This window comes from Streptomyces sp. MUM 203J (genome assembly GCF_022414595.1).
Classification (GTDB): Bacteria; Actinomycetota; Actinomycetes; order Streptomycetales; family Streptomycetaceae; genus Streptomyces.
Window position 1 is genome coordinate 85976 of the sequence record NZ_JADWYO010000010.1, and the last position, 15234, is coordinate 101209.

Genomic DNA, 15234 nt, shown 5'->3' on the forward strand with positions numbered 1-15234 from the left:
AGGGCAGGACTCACACCAGCCCGTACACCCGCCGCGCGTTTCCCGCCGCCACCATCCCCGCGACCCGCTCGGCGTCCGCCCGGGACCAGGCGCCGTCCCGGACCCACCCGCCCAGCACCCGTCCCAGCGCCTCGGTGAAGCCCCGCGCCCCCGTCACCTGCAGCTCGGCCAGTCCGCGCGCCCCGCAGGAGAACATCAGCCTGCCGAAGGGCGTGGCCTCCAGCGCGTCCGCCAGCACGCCGGGCGTGGCGGCGCCCAGGTCCACGTACACATGCGGGAACCGTCCCGCGAGGTGCCCGGCCTGCCGGTGGTGCGGGGAGCAGCCGAGGAGCACCACGGGGGTGCCGAGCCCGCCGGTGGCGGAGGCGAAGTCCGCGAGCGGGGAAGGGTCCCCGCCGTCCAGGTGCAGTTGCAGGGGCCGTCCTGTGGTGACGGCGATCCAGACCAGGTGCCGCAGCAGGACGGGGTCCGTCACCACCGCCCCGCCCGGGTCCCGGCGGGCCAGCCATCGACCGGCCGCGCCCCGCACCTCACCGGGCCCCGGCGGATCGGCGGCATGCGACAGTCCGTGCCGTACAGCACGGACGGAGGTGAACGCGACGGCCGAGGCCGCGGCCCTGTGTACGGCCTCCGCGAGTCCGGCCAGCAGTCCGTCGACACTGCCCGCGCTGTCCGCGACCCGCTGGGCGAGCGTTTCGAGGCGGACGACCTCGTACGCGGCCGCCCCGGCGGCCCGGCCCAGCTCCTGCGGGCTCAGACGGTCGCCGGGTTCGCCCGTGTCCACGAGGAACGTACCGACCCCGGAGGCCCGCAGCAGTCGCCGCGCCACCTCCAGTGCGCCCAGCTCACGGCGGCGGGCCAGGTAGCGGGCGGGCGGGCAGTGCGGGTCGAGGTCCAGCAGCGGCGGGCACCAGCGGCGTACCGCGAAGCCGGTCCAGGTGTCGAACGAGCCGAGCCGGGCCTCGAAGGTGCCGAGGCCCAGCTCCGTCAGCAGCACCCCCTGGCCGTAGTGGTCCACCAGCGTCGGGGTGTCGATCGTCACGAGGGCTCCCTGCCGGGACGTGGCCGCCTGTCACACGTCCTAACGGGTGAAGCCCGGTCAGGTGTTTCCTCGGTTACGGAGTGTCTCAGCCGTTGGACTCGCCGCCGAGCTGGATACCGGCCATGCGGCTCCACTCGTACGGTCCGGTGCGGACCTTCGCCGCGAACTCGCCGTCGAAGGTCTCGTGCAGTGTGAGCCCCGCCTTGTCGGCCGCGGCCTGGGCGATGTCGTGGGTGGGTGCGACCAGGTCGCCCCAGCCGCCGTCCGCGCCGACCAGCACGATGCGGGTACCGGCCTGGCCGATGTAGGCGAGCTGGCCCTCGGCGCCGCCGTGCCGGCGCACGAAGTCCTGGATCTGCTTGGCCAGCTTCGCCGCCGTGCGCTCGGCGTGCTTACCGGCCTGCTTGGTGGTGTCTGCCATGCGGCCGATGCTACTGCCGGGTAGATCAACGTGCGACGGGCGGGCCACGTGGCCTTGGCCACGCGCCCGCCCGCGACGACGATCCGGAAGGCTCAGCCCACGAACGGGTCCACCGCGACCGCCACGAACAGCAGCGACACATACGTGATGGACCAGTGGAAGAGCCGCATCTCCTTCAGCCTGCCGCCGGTCTCGCCCGCCCGTGCGCGGTTCTGCAGGGCGTGCGCCTCCCACAGCCACCAGCCGCCGGTGGCCAGGGCCACCGCCGTGTAGAACCAGCCGGTGTAGCCGAGCGGCTGGAGCAGCAGGGAGACGCCGACCATGACCCAGCTGTAGAGGACGATCTGCCGGGCCACGACCTTGTTGGAGGCGACGACGGGCAGCATCGGCACGCCCACGCGCGCGTAGTCCTCCTTCACCCGCATCGACAGCGGCCAGTAGTGCGGCGGCGTCCAGAAGAAGATGACGAGGAAGAGGATGACGGCGGCCCACGACATGGAGTTCGTGACCGAGGACCAGCCGATCAGGACCGGCATGCATCCGGCGATGCCGCCCCACACGATGTTCTGCGCGGTCCGGCGCTTGAGGATCATCGTGTAGACGACGACGTAGAAGAGGAGCGCGCCGAGGGCCAGCCAGGCGGACAGCCAGTTGACGAAGATCCCGAACCACAGGGTGGAGACCACCCCGAGACCCAGACCGAACACCAGGCCCTCGCGCGGCGAGACCATGCCGGTCACCAGCGGGCGCTGGGAGGTCCGGTCCATCAATGCGTCGATGTCCCGGTCGATGTACATGTTGAGCGCGTTGGCGCCGCCCGCCGAGAGATAGCCGGCGAAGCAGGTGTTCACCACCAGCCACAGGTCCGGGACGCCCTGCTCGGCGAGGAACATCACCGGCACCGTCGTGATCAGCAGCAGTTCGATGATCCGCGGCTTGGTCAGCGCCACGAAGGCCTTGACGCGGGCCCCGAACGGTCGATGGGCCGGGCTCGTGCCCAGCAGTCCCGCTGGACGGGATTCGACGGCCGTCACGCACACCCCTGACAGAGACATCCCAGCGAGCCCGGTCTGTGCGGCATGCCCCTGTGGCATGTAAGGACCGGCGATGACTCGCGCGTACCACGCCACTCTAGACGTTGCCCGTACGCCGATCTTCGCGGGGGTCGGTCGTGTTGGGCCACCCGGGCAGCGCCCCACGGCGGACCTCAGAAGGGCGGCGCCCCCTCTCGTACGAGCGCTCGGATGAGCGCCCCGGAGGGAAAGCACCGACGGATGAGCGATCGGATGAGCGGGCCCGTATTCAGCTGGTGCAAGCGGCCCCTTCGCAGGTGGCGGCACCCGCCGTCGGGCCGGAAAATCGGGCCTGATGACGGGATAGGCTCGGCAGCGGCCGGTGCGATCGACGTCATCGGCATGCGACACGTGCACTGACATGTGGAATGTGGAGAGGAGCCCTGACCGAGGGTGAGCACCAAGCCGACCACCACAGACTTCGAGTGGACCGCACTGGACCAGCGTGCCGTCGACACCGCCCGTATCCTGGCCGCGGACGCCGTACAGAAGGTCGGCAACGGCCATCCGGGTACGGCGATGAGCCTGGCCCCGGCGGCGTACACGCTGTTCCAGAAGGTCATGCGCCACGACCCGAGCGCCCCGGACTGGACCGGCCGCGACCGGTTCGTGCTGTCCGCGGGCCACTCCTCGCTGACCCTGTACACCCAGCTGTTCCTGGGCGGGTTCGGCCTTGAACTGGACGACCTGAAGGCATTCCGCACCTGGGGCTCCAAGACGCCGGGCCACCCGGAGTACGGCCACACCCAGGGCGTCGAGACGACGACCGGCCCGCTGGGCCAGGGTGTCGCCAACGCCGTGGGCATGGCGATGGCCGCCCGCTACGAGCGCGGCCTGTTCGACCCGGAGGCGGCGGCCGGCACCTCGCCGTTCGACCACTTCGTGTACGTGATCGCCGGTGACGGCTGCCTCCAGGAGGGCATCGCGGCCGAGGCGTCCTCGACGGCCGGGCACCAGAAGCTCGGCAACCTGGTCATGCTGTGGGACGACAACCACATCTCGATCGAGGGCGACACCGAGACCGCCGTGTCCGAGGACACGATGAAGCGGTACGAGGCCTACGGCTGGCACGTGCAGCGCGTCGAACCGAAGGAGAACGGCGACCTCGACCCCGAGGCGCTGTACGCGGCGGTCCAGGCCGCCAAGGCGGTCACGGACAAGCCGTCCTTCATCGCGATGCGTTCGATCATCGCCTGGCCGGCGCCGCACGCCCAGAACACCGAGGCCTCGCACGGCTCCGCGCTGGGCGACGAGGAGGTCGCGGCGACCAAGCGTGTCCTGGGCTTCGACCCGGAGCAGACCTTCGAGGTCACCGACGAGGTCATCGGGCACACCCGTGAGCTGGGCGACCGGGGCCGTGAGGCCCGTACCGCCTGGGAGAAGCAGCTCCAGGAGTGGCGGGACGCCAACCCGGAGCGGGCGGCCGAGTTCGACCGGATCTCCGCGGGCGAGCTGCCGACCGGCTGGGAGGAGAAGCTCCCGGTCTTCGAGGCGGGCAAGGGTGTGGCCACGCGTGCCGCGTCCGGCAAGGTCCTCCAGGCGCTCGGCGCGGTCGTCCCCGAGCTGTGGGGCGGCTCCGCGGACCTGGCGGGCTCGAACAACACGACGATCGACAAGTCGTCGTCGTTCCTGCCGAAGGGCAACCCGCTGCCGGAGGCCGACCCGTACGGCCGCACGATCCACTTCGGTATCCGCGAGCACGCGATGGCCGCCGAGATGAACGGCATCGCGCTGCACGGCAACACGCGGATCTTCGGCGGCACCTTCCTGGTGTTCTCCGACTACATGCGCAACGCCGTCCGGCTGTCGGCGCTGATGCACCTGCCGGTCACCTACGTGTGGACGCACGACTCGATCGGTCTGGGTGAGGACGGCCCGACGCACCAGCCGGTGGAACACCTGGCGTCGCTGCGGGCGATCCCGGGGCTGAACGTGGTCCGTCCGGCGGACGCCAACGAGACCGCGATCGCCTGGCGCGAGATCCTCAGGCGCTGGACGAAGGAGTTCGGCAAGGGCGCCCCGCACGGTCTGGCGCTCACCCGCCAGGGTGTGCCGACGTACGAGCCGAACGAGGACACCGCCAAGGGCGGTTACGTGCTGGCCGACGCCGAAGGGTCCGACGGACGGAGCGCGGCGCCGCAGGTGGTGCTGATCGCGACCGGCTCCGAGGTGCACCTCGCCGTGGAGGCGCGGGAACAGCTCCAGGCGGCGGGTGTGCCGACCCGGGTCGTGTCGATGCCGTGCGTCGAGTGGTTCGAGGAGCAGGAGCAGGGGTACCGGGACTCGGTGCTGCCGCCGTCGGTGAAGGCGCGGGTGGCGGTCGAGGCCGGTATCGGGCTGACCTGGCACCGGTACGTCGGCGACGCGGGCCGCATCGTGTCGCTGGAGCACTTCGGCGCCTCCGCGGACGGCAAGCTGCTGTTCCGCGAGTACGGCTTCACCGCGGAGGCGGTCGCCACCGCCGCCCGGGAATCGATCACCGCCGCCGCGCGCTGACGTCACCACAAGCGAAGTAGGAGATGCAACTCTCATGACAGACGCACTCAAGCGCCTTTCCGACGAAGGCGTGGCGATCTGGCTGGACGACCTGTCCCGCAAGCGGATCACGTCCGGGAACCTGCAGGAGCTGATCGACGAGCAGCACGTGGTGGGGGTCACCACCAACCCGTCGATCTTCCAGAAGGCGATCTCCGAGGGTCACGGCTACGACCGTCAGCTGGAGGACCTGGCCGCGCGCAAGGTGACGGTGGAGGAGGCCCTCCGCATGATCACCACCGCGGACGTGCGGGACGCCGCCGACATCCTGCGCCCCGTGTACGACGCGACGCAGGGCCAGGACGGCCGGGTGTCCATCGAGGTGGACCCGCGGCTCGCGCACAACACGCGGGCGACGGTCGCGGAGGCCAGGCAGCTGGCGTGGCTGATCGACCGGCCGAACACGCTCGTCAAGATCCCCGCCACCAAGGCGGGCCTCCCGGCGATCACCGAGGTGATCGGCCTGGGCATCAGCGTGAACGTGACGCTGATCTTCTCGCTGGAGCGCTACCGCGAGGTCATGGACGCCTACCTGGCCGGTCTGGAGAAGGCCAAGGAGCGCGGCCTGGACCTGTCGAAGATCCACTCGGTGGCGTCGTTCTTCGTGTCCCGCGTGGACACCGAGATCGACAAGCGGCTGGACGCCCTGGGCACTCCCGAGGCGAAGGCCGTGCGCGGCAAGGCCGCCCTGGCCAACGCACGCCTCGCCTACGAGGCGTACGAGGAGGTCTTCGGGTCCGACCGCTGGGCGGCGCTGGACCGGGCGCAGGCCAACAAGCAGCGTCCGCTGTGGGCGTCGACGGGCGTGAAGGACCCGGCGTACAAGGACACCCTGTACGTGGACGAGCTGGTCGCGCCGGGCACGGTCAACACCATGCCGGAGGCGACGCTGGAGGCCACCGCCGCGCGCGGTGACATCCGCGGCAACACCATCGCGGGTACGTACGCGCAGGCGCGGGCCGACCTGGACGCCGTGGAGAAGCTGGGCATCGGCTACGACGACGTGGTCCAGCTCCTGGAGGACGAGGGCGTCGAGAAGTTCGAGGCATCCTGGAACGACCTGCTGAAGTCGACCGAGGCGGAGCTGAAGCGCCTCGCTCCTACGGAGGCGTAGGACCTTGCCCTCGCACAGCAGCAATCCGCTGCGTGACGCCGCAGACCGACGGCTCCCGCGTATCGCGGGGCCGTCGGGCCTGGTCATCTTCGGTGTCACCGGCGACCTTTCCCGCAAGAAGCTGATGCCCGCGGTGTACGACCTCGCGAACCGGGGTCTGCTGCCGCCGGGCTTCTCGCTGATCGGGTTCGCCCGTCGCGACTGGGAGGACGAGGACTTCGCCCAGGTCGTCCACGACGCGGTCAAGCAGCACGCACGCACCCCCTTCCGTGAGGAGGTGTGGCAGCAGCTGCTCCAGGGCATGCGGTTCGTCCAGGGCGAGTTCGGCGACGACGAGGCGTTCCGGCAGCTGAGTGCCACCATGGAGGAGCTGGACAAGGCACAGGGCACGGGCGGCAATTTCGCCTTCTACCTGTCCGTCCCGCCGAAGTTCTTCCCGAAGGTCGTCCAGCAGCTCAAGAAGCACGGGCTGGCCGACCAGAAGCCGGGTGCCTGGCGCCGCGCGGTCATCGAGAAGCCGTTCGGGCACAACCTGTCGTCGGCGCGGGAGCTGAACTCCATCGTCCACGAGGTGTTCACCCCGGACCAGGTGTTCCGGATCGACCACTATCTGGGCAAGGAGACGGTCCAGAACATCCTGGCGCTGCGGTTCGCCAACACCCTGTTCGAGCCGATCTGGAACCGGTCGTATGTCGACCACGTCCAGATCACGATGGCCGAGGACATCGGCATCGGCGGCCGTGCCGGGTACTACGACGGCATCGGCGCCGCCCGGGACGTCATCCAGAACCACCTGCTCCAGCTGCTCGCGCTGACCGCGATGGAGGAGCCGGCGTCGTTCGACGCGGACGCGCTGGCCGCCGAGAAGACGAAGGTGCTGGGCGCGGTCCGGCTGCCCAAGGACCTCGGCGCGTCGACCGTGCGCGGCCAGTACACGGGCGCCTGGCAGGGCGGCGAGCGGGTCGTCGGCTACCTGGAGGAGGAGGGCATCGACCCGGCCTCCAAGACCGACACCTACGCCGCGATCAAGCTGGGCATCGACAACCGGCGCTGGGCGGGCGTCCCGTTCTACCTGCGGACGGGCAAGCGGCTGGGCCGCCGGGTCACCGAGATCGCGGTCGTCTTCCAGCGGGCCCCGCACTCCCCGTTCGACCACACGGCGACGGAGGAGCTGGGGCAGAACGCGCTGGTCATCCGCGTCCAGCCGGACGAGGGCGTGACCATGCGGTTCGGCTCGAAGGTCCCGGGCACCTCGATGGAGGTGCGGGACGTGTCGATGGACTTCGCGTACGGCGAGTCGTTCACCGAGTCCAGCCCGGAGGCGTACGAGCGGCTCATCCTCGATGTGCTGCTGGGCGACGCCAACCTCTTCCCCCGCACGGAGGAGGTCGAGCTGTCCTGGAGGATCCTCGACCCGATCGAGGAGCACTGGGACAGGAACGGCACACCCGCGCGGTACCAGGCGGGCACCTGGGGTCCGGTCGAGGCGGACGAGATGCTCGCACGAGACGGACGGAGCTGGCGCCGGCCATGAAGATCGATCTGACGGACACCACCTCCAGCAACATCAACAAGGCGCTGGTGGAGGGTCGACGGGCCATCGGAACCCCGGCCGTCGGCATGGTGCTGACCCTGGTCATCGTCACGGACGAGGAGAACGCGTACGACGCGCTCAAGGCCGCCAACGAGGCGTCCCGCGAGCACCCGTCGCGGACCCTCGTCGTGATCAAGCGGGTCGCGCGCACCCCGCGCGACCGGGCCAAGGCACGGCTCGACGCGGATGTGCGGGTGGGCGTGGACGCCGGCACCGGCGAGACGGTGATCCTGCGGCTGTACGGCGAGGTCATCGACCACGCCCAGTCGGTGGTGCTGCCGCTGCTGCTGCCGGACGCGCCGGTGGTGGTCTGGTGGCCGGTGAACGCGCCGACCGACCCGGCCCACGACCCGCTGGGCGCGCTGGGCCAGCGCCGGGTCACCGACACCTACAACGCCGAGGATCCGGTCGCCGAGCTGACGGCCCGCGCCGCCGCGTACACGCCGGGCGACACGGATCTGTCCTGGACGAGGATCACGCCGTGGCGGTCGATGCTGGCGGCGGCGCTGGACCAGGTCGTGTGCGAGGTGACCTCGGCGGAGGTCGAGGGCGAGGAGTTCAACCCGAGCGTGGAGCTGCTGGCCATGTGGCTGGCGGACCGCCTGAACGTCTCGGTGCGGCGCTCAACGTCGAAGGGCCCGGGGCTGACGGCCGTACGGCTGGCGACCACGTGCGGGCCGATCGTGCTGGACCGCCCGGACGGGTCGCTGGCCACCCTTTCCATAGAGGGCCAGCCGAACCGCGCGGTGGCGCTGAAGCGGCGCGAGACGGCCGAGCTGATCGCGGAGGAGCTGCGGCGCCTGGACCCGGACGACACGTACGCGTCGGCACTCCGGTTCGGGGTGGACCGGCTGAGCGACGGCATGGTCGAGGGCTCGGGGACACCGCGGGGCGCCGCCGCGTCGGACCCGCCGGACGAGTCCGGCGGGTCCGACCCCTCCACCGGTCCGGACGAGCCCGCGAAGAAGGCTCCCGCCAAGAAGGCCCCGTCGAAGAAGGCGGCGGCGAAGTGAGCGCGCCCCAGCTCGTCGTGCACCGCGACAAGGAGCTGATGGCGCAGGCCGCCGCGGCCCGGCTCATCACCCGGATCGTGGACGCGCAGGCCGCCCGGGGCTCGGCTTCGGTGGTTCTCACCGGCGGCCGCAACGGCAACGGCCTGCTGGCCGCGCTGGCCTCGGCGCCCGCCCGGGACGCGGTCGACTGGTCGCGGCTCGACCTGTGGTGGGGCGACGAGCGGTTCCTGCCCGCGGGGCACTCGGACCGCAACGACACGCAGGCAAGGGCCGCGCTGCTGGACAGCGTGCCGCTGGACCCGGCACGGGTGCACCCGATGCCGGTGTCGGACGGCGTGTACGGCACGGACGCGGACGCGGCAGCCGCCGCCTACGCCGCCGAGCTGGCCGCGGCGGCGCGGCCGGAGAACCACGCGGCGGTGCCCGCGTTCGACGTGCTGCTGCTGGGTGTCGGTCCGGACACCCATGTGGCGTCGCTGTTCCCCGAGCACCCGGCGGTGCGGGAGACCGAGCGCATGGTGGTGGGGGTGCACGGCGCGCCGAAGCCGCCGCCGACCCGGATCTCGCTGACCCTTCCGGCGATCCGGTCGGCCCGTGAGGTGTGGCTGCTGGCGGCCGGTGAGGACAAGGCGACGGCCGCGGCCATCGCCCTCTCGGGCGCCGGGGAGCTTCAGGCCCCCGCGGCGGCGGCCCGCGGCCGGTCCCGCACGCTGTGGCTGCTGGACTCGGCGGCTGCGTCGCAGCTGCCACGCTCGCTGTACCCGGCGTCCCAGGCCTGACGGCACGTCATCGGAGCCCGGTCCGTTCACCTTCACGGACCGGGCTTCCGCGTACTCGGAGGACGACCTGGTCCGGGCCCTCGTGCAGGGCTGGGAGGGCGGCACGGCAGGCACCGAAGGAGTCCCCGTACTCGCGGGTGGTGCTTCCTGCGCGCCCGGCTCGCGTGTTGACGGAGAACATCGCGGCGGGCAGGTCCGTGGTGAACTCCATCCGGCCGCCCTTGGCCGGCATGGTGCGGTTGCAGGCGTTGTCCGGGTTCACACCCGCCGGGTCGGGCAGCTCGTCGCAGTCCCGCCGGGCGATGCCCACCTTGGTGAACTCGGCCCTCAGCCGGTCCTTGAACCGCCCGTCGAGCCCGCCGACGACCACGGCCTCCGGGCCGGTCCCCGCCTGCTCGGCGGTACAGCCGTGCAGGCTGAGTGCGTTGAGGCTGGAGCGGACCGTCGAGAGGCATGCATGGTCGTCGTTGTGCTTGGCGGTGACGTGCAGCTCGCGGTTGTTCGAGCCGCACAAACCCTTGGACATCCAGTAGTCGTGCACGCCGCGGCCGTCGCCGGCTGTGCCGAGGCACAGCCCGGAGGTGCCCGTCTCGATGCCGCCGCCGCGCATGGCCAGGACGGTGGTGCGGTTGCACGGGTACGTCCCGGTGTGGCTGTTGGTCGAAGAGCTCGTGCCGTCTGTGTCGGCGGGCGTGCTCGGTGTGCTCCTTGCCCGCCGGCTTCGTGCAGAGGTCGGTGTTGGACGTGCAGATGTCGGACGCGGCGGTGGCGGGTGCGCCGGGGCCACGGTGAGGAGGCCGCCGGGGAGGGGGCCGCTGACGGCGGCTCCGGCGAGGGCGGTGAGGACGGTACGTCGGTCGGTCATCGTCGTTCCGACATGATCACCGTGGAGTGTCTGCGCCCCGCCCCAGGTCTTCGAGGAACGGCTCCAGGAGCCCCGGTACCGCCTCAGCCGCGAACCGCAGAGCCGCGTGCTGGTCGGCGTCCCGGATGTCGTAGGCCCCGTCGCCCGCCGCCGTGGTCGCGGTGAGCGTCAGCAGTCCGGCGCGGCGCTGGGCGTACGACTGCTTCAGCGTCCAGCCGACGACCCCGCCGCGCTGGAGGGCGACCGTGGACCGGCGCACCGTCCCGGAACGGGCCAGCAGATGGCCGCCGCCGAGACCGTGACCGAGGCTCCGGTACGCGTCCAGGGCGAGCGCCACCGCGGCCGGCGGCAGCAGGAGCGCGGCGCCCACGGCCCCGTACCAGAGGGCTCGTGCGTCCAGGGCGGCCGCAAGTACCAGCAGCGCGAGGACGGGGGCCGAAGCGGCCGCCAGGGCCCAGCGCAGCCGCCTGGCCCTGGCGGCCCGGGGATGCGGGGTGAGCGGGGCGCTCAGGAAGCTGCCGGAACGGTCCCGCAGAACCGCGGCGGCGACGGACTGCGCGACCGCGCGGGGGGCAGCGGGCAGCAGCGTCTTGTGGGTGTCCTGCCGGTCGTCCGACTCCTGGACGAGGCCGGTGGCGACGGCGTCGACCCGGGCGGCCCGGAGCAGCCGTACGCCGAGCGGTTCGACGAGTTCGACACCGCGCAGCCGCCGCTCCTCGATGGACACGGAGCGCGCGGTGAACAGTCCGCGCCGCACCCGCAGCGTGCCGCCCGGCTCACGTTCCAGCCGGTAGTTCCACCACTTCTCGACCCAGAGGGCGACTGCGCCGACCGCACCGGCGAGCAGCACGGCGACGGCCAGACTGACGACGACCCAGAGGAGCGGCGTCTGCCCGTACAGGTCGCCTATCCGGTGGACGACCTCGTCCTGGACGCCGAACCAGTCGCTCACCTGCCGTACACCGCCGACGGCCACCCCGCCGAGGACCAGCGCGAGGAACGACACAGGCGCATACCGCACCCAGGCGGGGTCCAGGACGGCCAGCTCGCCGTCCGGCACCGGCTCAGTGTCGGCCTCGGGCTGCCGGCCGAGCAGCTCCCGGCGCAGCCGCTCGCCCTCGGCGCGGGTCACGGGGTCTAGTTCCAGGGTGGACTCCCCGCCGCCGGTCTGCTCTCCGGTGCCGATGCGCACCTTGACCAGTCCGAGGACCCGCAGCAGCAGATGGGCTGTCAGGTCGACGCTGCGGATGCGTTCCCTGGGCAGGGAGCGCCGTTTGACCAGCAGCAGCCCGGAGCGCAGCTCGGCCCGCTCGGGCCCGAGCCGGTAGCGGGTGCGCCGCCACTTGACGTATCCGGCGGCGGCCCCGCCGAGAAGAGGGAGCACGAACCAGAGCGGCAGGAAGGGCACGGCCTCTGGCTTCCTGACCACCAGGATGAGGGCCAGGGGCAGGAACGAGCCGATGGTCAGGCCCGCACCGAGCAGCGCGGTGATCAGAACGACCCGCCCGTCAAGCCGCCGCCACCCGTCGGCGCTCGCCGCCGGGGTGCTCATGTCGCGTCCCCGGGGGTGGCCTGGGTGATGCGGGTGAGGCGCTGCGCCAGGTCGGCGGCCAGTTCGTGGTCGAGCCCGGCGATGGTGAGGGCGCCCTTGGCGGACGCGGTGGTCACTGTGACCGTGGCGAGCCGGAACGCCTGTTCCAGAGGCCCGCGGACGGTGTCCACGGTCTGGATGCGCGACATCGGAGCGATCCGCCACTCCTGCCAGAAGTAACCGGTCCGGACGTACACGGCGTCGTCCGTGACCTCCCAGCGGTGAATCCGGAACCACCAGCGGGGGAGAAGCACGCTGCAGACGAGCCCGGCGACGGCCACCGCTCCCGCGGCAGCCGTCAGCCAGGGCCGGGCCGGTTCGAAGAGCCAGCCCGGCACGGCGAGAGCGGCCCCCAGGACGGCCGTGGTCAGCAGCCACTGGGTGCGCCACCAGGTGACCGCACGTTCGTCGAGGCTGTTGCCCGGCGGGCGCAGCCGCACCTGTCGCGTCTCCTGCACCGTGTTCTCCCCCGTCATCGTGCGTGCTCCTCCGGGTTCCCCCGCTCCCCCGTCATGGCGTCACCGCGCCCGCAGCGCCCGGTAGGCGGCGGCCAGCGCCGCGGTGGAGCTGTCGAGACCCTCGCCGCCCACGCCCTGGGTGAGCACGGGTTCGATCCGCTTGGCGAGGACCTTGCCCAGCTCGACGCCCCACTGGTCGAAGGAGTCGATGTTCCAGACGGCGCCCTGGACGAAGACCTTGTGCTCGTACAGGGCGATGAGCTGGCCGAGCACGGACGGGGTGAGCGCGTCCGCGAGGACCGTGGTCGTCGGGTGGTTGCCGCGGAACGTCTTGTGCGGCACCAGCTCCTCCGCGACGCCTTCGGCCCGGACCTCGGCTGCGGTCTTGCCGAAGGCGAGGGCCTGGGTCTGGGCGAAGAAGTTCGCCATCAGCAGGTCGTGCTGGGCGACGAGTCCCGGGGACAGGTCGTCGACCGGCCGGGCGAAGCCGATGAAGTCGGCCGGGATGACCTTGGTGCCCTGGTGGATGAGCTGGAAGTAGGCGTGCTGCCCGTTGGTGCCGGGGGTTCCCCACACGACGGGGCCGGTCTGCCACTCCACGGGGTCGCCTTCGCGGTCCACCGACTTGCCGTTGGACTCCATGTCGAGCTGCTGGAGGTACGCCGTGAACTTGGACAGGTAGTGCGAGTACGGCAGCACCGCGTGGGACTGGGCGTCGAAGAACGCGCCGTACCAGACGCCGAGCAGGCCGAGCAGCAGCGGGGCGTTCTCCTCCGGCGGGGCGGTGCGGAAGTGCTCGTCCATCAGCCGGAAGCCGTCGAGCATCTCGCGGAAGCGGTCCGGACCGATGGCGATCATCAGGGAGAGGCCGATCGCGGAGTCGTACGAGTAGCGGCCGCCGACCCAGTCCCAGAACTCGAACATGTTGGCCGTGTCGATGCCGAAGTCCTCGACCTTCTCGGCGTTCGTCGACAGGGCCACGAAGTGCTTGGCGACGGCCTCCTGGCCGGCCTTCAGCCCGGTGAGCAGCCAGTCACGCGCGGAGGTGGCGTTGGTGATGGTCTCGATGGTGGTGAACGTCTTGGACGCGATGACGAAGAGGGTCTCCTGCGCGTCCAGGTCGCGGATCGCCTCGTGCAGGTCGGCGCCGTCGACGTTCGACACGAAACGGACCGTCAGGTCACGGCGGGTGTAGGAGCGGAGGGCCTCGTAGGCCATCGCCGGGCCGAGGTCGGAGCCTCCGATGCCGATGTTGACGACGTTCCTGATGGGCTTTCCGGTGTGCCCGGTCCACTCACCGGACCGTACCCGCTCGGAGAAGGCGGCCATCTTGTCGAGGACGGCGTGCACACCCGGCACCACGTTCTCGCCGTCCACCTCGACGACGGCGTCGCGCGGGGCGCGCAGCGCGGTGTGGAGGACGGCCCGGTCCTCGGTGGTGTTGATCTTCTCGCCGCGGAACATGGCGTCCCGCAGCTCCGCGACACCGGTGGCGGCGGCCAGGTCGCGCAGCAGTGCGAGGGTCTCGCCGGTGACGAGGTGCTTGGAGTAGTCCAGGTGGAGGTCACCGACGCGCAGGGTGCAGGTGGTGCCCCGCTGCGGGTCGGCGGCGAACAGTTCGCGCAGATGCGTTCCGCCGAGCTGCTCGCGGTGCTTGCCGAGAGCGGTCCACTCGGGCGTCTGGTGGAGCCTCGTACGGCCTTGTGCGTTCACTGATACATCAGCCCACTTCTTCTCGAACCTGCCTGCTTGCCCCGCTGCCCCTCAAACCTAATTGATCGGAGGGTGCACACCGGACTTGTCCACAGGCGGCTGGCGCGGAGTTGTCCACAGGCCCGAGAAGGTGCGTGCGTGAAGGGGAGCGGACACGAAGAAGCCCCGCCTGCGAAAGGGGTTTTCGCGGGCAGGGCCCATGTCGCGCCGGTCGGCGCCGCGCTCAGATCTCGCCGCGCAGCTTGGCGAGCGCCTCGGCCAGGATGGCCTCGCCGTCCGCGTCGCTGCGCCGTTCCCTCACGTACGCGAGGTGCGTCTTGTAAGGCTCGGTGCGCGGCGGGTCCGGCGGGTTGTCTCGGTCCTGGCCGGCCGGGAAACCGCAGCGCGGGCAGTCCCAGGTGTCCGGGACCTGCGCGTCGCTGGCGAAGCTCGGCTGTGTCTCGTGCCCGTTGGAGCACCAGAAGGAAACGCGGAGCCGGGGTGCGGACTCACCGCGCTCGGCCTCCCCCATCGGCCCCGCTCCCACCCGGCTGCCCCGGATAGCGTTGCCACTTGCCACGGTCGTCACTCCCTGCGTGATGGTGCTCGCGGATGCCCCAGTCTACGTAAGGCCCAACGCGCGTCCAGTGAGCGGAGTTACCCCTTCGGCCGGGGCCCTCCCCGACGAAGCCCCTGCCTGACGAAGGCCCTGCCTGGTCAGGATCCCATCTTGATGAGGAGGCCGACGACGACGATGCAGGCGACCCAGAGCAGGCCGACCACGACGGTGATGCGGTCGAGGTTGCGCTCGGCGACCGAGGAGCCGCCGACGGAGGACTGCATGCCGCCACCGAACATGTCGGAGAGACCGCCGCCCTTCCCCTTGTGCATCAGCACCAGCAGCATCAGCAGCAGGCTGAGCACGATCAGGGCGATCGAGAACCCCATAATCACGACTGGACCCTACTTCCTGGCAATTCTCATCGGACTGGTTGGACGACGGGGGCCCGGGACGCACTGCCCGGACCCCCGCAAGGGTACGACGGATCCGCCCTAC

At 71.3% G+C, this 15234-nt stretch carries 14 protein-coding genes; 5 read left to right on the plus strand and 9 right to left on the minus strand.

Going from position 1 to position 15234, the window contains the following annotated elements:
* Positions 1-10: 10 nt before the first annotated feature.
* The 3 genes from I3F58_RS08660 to I3F58_RS08670 form a co-directional block, all read right to left on the minus strand.
* Positions 11-1042, minus strand: a complete 1032-nt coding sequence (locus I3F58_RS08660) for an amidohydrolase (RefSeq protein WP_240107682.1) — start codon at positions 1040-1042, stop codon at positions 11-13.
* Positions 1043-1127: 85 nt separating this feature from the next.
* Positions 1128-1463 (minus strand): hypothetical protein, encoded by a 336-nt coding sequence (locus I3F58_RS08665; protein WP_240107683.1) that lies wholly within the window; start codon positions 1461-1463, stop codon positions 1128-1130.
* Between the two features lie 92 nt (positions 1464-1555).
* Positions 1556-2518, minus strand: coding sequence for a heme o synthase (locus I3F58_RS08670; RefSeq protein ID WP_240107684.1), 963 nt, complete (start codon positions 2516-2518; stop codon positions 1556-1558).
* A 411-nt stretch (positions 2519-2929) separates the two neighbouring features.
* On the opposite strand from I3F58_RS08670, the gene tkt reads away from it, so the two are divergent.
* From tkt to pgl, 5 genes are read left to right on the plus strand one after another with little or no spacing between them, the layout of a single operon-like run.
* A complete protein-coding gene (tkt, locus tag I3F58_RS08675; protein ID WP_240107685.1) occupies positions 2930-5032 on the plus strand; it encodes a transketolase in 2103 nt (700 codons plus the stop codon).
* 34 nt (positions 5033-5066) lie between these two features.
* Entirely contained in the window at positions 5067-6185 is a 1119-nt protein-coding gene (tal, locus tag I3F58_RS08680) for a transaldolase (protein WP_240107686.1), read from the plus strand.
* Between the two features lie 4 nt (positions 6186-6189).
* Positions 6190-7719, plus strand: a complete 1530-nt coding sequence (gene zwf / locus I3F58_RS08685) for a glucose-6-phosphate dehydrogenase (protein ID WP_240107687.1) — start codon at positions 6190-6192, stop codon at positions 7717-7719.
* Positions 7716-8792: a glucose-6-phosphate dehydrogenase assembly protein OpcA gene (gene opcA / locus I3F58_RS08690; protein WP_240107688.1), complete on the plus strand. Its 1077-nt coding sequence runs from the start codon at positions 7716-7718 to the stop codon at positions 8790-8792. Before zwf ends, opcA begins: the two co-directional genes overlap by 4 nt.
* A complete protein-coding gene (pgl, locus tag I3F58_RS08695; protein ID WP_240107689.1) occupies positions 8789-9571 on the plus strand; it encodes a 6-phosphogluconolactonase in 783 nt (260 codons plus the stop codon). The genes opcA and pgl overlap by 4 nt, the downstream gene beginning before the upstream one ends.
* Before the next feature lie 7 nt (positions 9572-9578).
* Here the strand turns inward: pgl and I3F58_RS08700 are convergent, their stop codons facing one another.
* The 6 genes from I3F58_RS08700 to secG all read right to left on the minus strand — a co-directional run bounded on the left by I3F58_RS08700 (position 9579) and on the right by secG (position 15131).
* The gene (locus I3F58_RS08700; protein ID WP_275678301.1) at positions 9579-10436 is read right to left on the minus strand and encodes a poly-gamma-glutamate hydrolase family protein; all 858 of its coding nucleotides are present in this window, start codon (positions 10434-10436) and stop codon (positions 9579-9581) included.
* A gap of 16 nt (positions 10437-10452) precedes the next feature.
* Entirely contained in the window at positions 10453-11988 is a 1536-nt protein-coding gene (locus I3F58_RS08705) for a PH domain-containing protein (protein ID WP_240107691.1), read from the minus strand.
* Positions 11985-12503 (minus strand): PH domain-containing protein, encoded by a 519-nt coding sequence (locus I3F58_RS08710; RefSeq protein ID WP_240107692.1) that lies wholly within the window; start codon positions 12501-12503, stop codon positions 11985-11987. The genes I3F58_RS08705 and I3F58_RS08710 overlap by 4 nt, the downstream gene beginning before the upstream one ends.
* Positions 12504-12545: 42 nt before the next feature.
* Entirely contained in the window at positions 12546-14198 is a 1653-nt protein-coding gene (gene pgi, locus I3F58_RS08715) for a glucose-6-phosphate isomerase (protein ID WP_240107693.1), read from the minus strand.
* A 223-nt stretch (positions 14199-14421) separates the two neighbouring features.
* Positions 14422-14757, minus strand: a complete 336-nt coding sequence (locus tag I3F58_RS08720) for an RNA polymerase-binding protein RbpA (protein WP_078066843.1) — start codon at positions 14755-14757, stop codon at positions 14422-14424.
* Between the two features lie 137 nt (positions 14758-14894).
* Positions 14895-15131, minus strand: a complete 237-nt coding sequence (secG, locus tag I3F58_RS08725) for a preprotein translocase subunit SecG (protein ID WP_240107694.1) — start codon at positions 15129-15131, stop codon at positions 14895-14897.
* Positions 15132-15234 lie beyond the last annotated feature (103 nt).

Excerpts from the sequence above, each read along its gene's own strand:
- opcA (WP_240107688.1), top strand. The coding sequence starts at position 7,716 with ATGAAGATCGATCTGACGGACACCACCTCCAGCAACATCAACAAGGCG.
- tal (WP_240107686.1), top strand. The coding sequence starts at position 5,067 with ATGACAGACGCACTCAAGCGCCTTTCCGACGAAGGCGTGGCGATCTGG.
- I3F58_RS08670 (WP_240107684.1), bottom strand. The coding sequence starts at position 2,518 with ATGTCTCTGTCAGGGGTGTGCGTGACGGCCGTCGAATCCCGTCCAGCG.
- I3F58_RS08700 (WP_275678301.1), bottom strand. The coding sequence starts at position 10,436 with ATGACCGACCGACGTACCGTCCTCACCGCCCTCGCCGGAGCCGCCGTC.
- I3F58_RS08705 (WP_240107691.1), bottom strand. The coding sequence starts at position 11,988 with ATGAGCACCCCGGCGGCGAGCGCCGACGGGTGGCGGCGGCTTGACGGG.
- I3F58_RS08665 (WP_240107683.1), bottom strand. The coding sequence starts at position 1,463 with ATGGCAGACACCACCAAGCAGGCCGGTAAGCACGCCGAGCGCACGGCG.
- I3F58_RS08710 (WP_240107692.1), bottom strand. The coding sequence starts at position 12,503 with ATGACGGGGGAGAACACGGTGCAGGAGACGCGACAGGTGCGGCTGCGC.